The organism is Treponema sp. R6D11, from assembly GCF_054786075.1.
In genome coordinates, this window is record NZ_BDHD01000421.1 from 1 (window position 1) to 1078 (window position 1078).

Annotated in this window: 1 protein-coding gene; it reads left to right on the forward strand. The window is 47.2% G+C overall.

The features are described 5' to 3' along the window. The first annotated feature begins 281 nt into the window (after positions 1–281). The gene (locus ACYVTD_RS13655; RefSeq protein WP_461248279.1) at positions 282–1031 is read left to right on the forward strand and encodes a hypothetical protein; all 750 of its coding nucleotides are present in this window, start codon (positions 282–284) and stop codon (positions 1029–1031) included. Positions 1032–1078 lie beyond the last annotated feature (47 nt).

Here is a 1078-nt window from a genome sequence, read left to right on the forward strand (position 1 = left end):
GAATAACAACGGCAAAATTTTTAAAGGTTTCATAATTATTGGACGTCCTTTTTAGCGGGAGTAATTTCCTCGTTGGAGATGAAGTCGAGTACTTCCTGAATTTCCGCCCTTGAGTAGCCGCGTTTTTGAAGCTGGAGGAAGGAGTTTTTAATGGCGCGGTATTGGCTTTGATCGCCCCTGTTAACAAGGAAAAGGGAGTAATATTTGAAGAAAAGGGCGTCGGGGTTTTCCGGCTGTTCGTTTGAGACGAAGGAAAATTCGTCATAAGCCTGGCGGTGGCTTTGTCCCTCTCTTCGTGTCTGGACGGCATGTTTGACGTCCTTGACCGCACCCCAAACGACCCTTTCATGGAAACGCCTTCGGTCTCTTCTTTCCTTGATTCCTATTCCATACGCGTATCATGGAAAAAAGACGACGCCGCGGACGAATATATTCTTGAACGCTCGGAAAACCTCACCGAGCTTTCCTTCAGTACTATTTACAGCGGTACAAGCACTTACTTCATTGACGCGGATCTTCCGGACGACTCCATGTTCCTTTACCGCCTGTCAAAACGGCGCGGGAAAAAAACTTTCCCTCCTTCCGATCCGGCTCTGGGGGTAAGCTCCCTTACAGTGCGCGATTTGCACGAGCCTAACGATTACCAGGAACGCGCCACCCATTTAAACGACATTACCCTCTACGCCAATCTGCCTTTCTTCCGCGCCTATAACGGTCTTACGGTAAGCGACTCGGACTGGTTCTATGTCGAAATTCCACCCCTATGGCTGGCTTCCATCGTCGTTTTTGACCAGAAGGCTATTCCGGGCTCTACAGAAACTCATTTCATGATCTACTTTAAAGACTCCCAGACCCCCGCAACCGTGCCTCATAATACCGAAATATCAGTCCTCAACTACAAAACTGTCAAAGATAAATGCTTCTTCAAAATCTACCCTAGGGAGGATCTTTACACAGACGGCTTTACGGGCGGCTTCGGCGGCTCCGTTATCGACTATACTATTAAAGTCGCACTTTTACGCCCTTGGTAAATTTTTCGCTTTCCCTATTCTTGTTGTTTTTATGCATAGTTCATTAT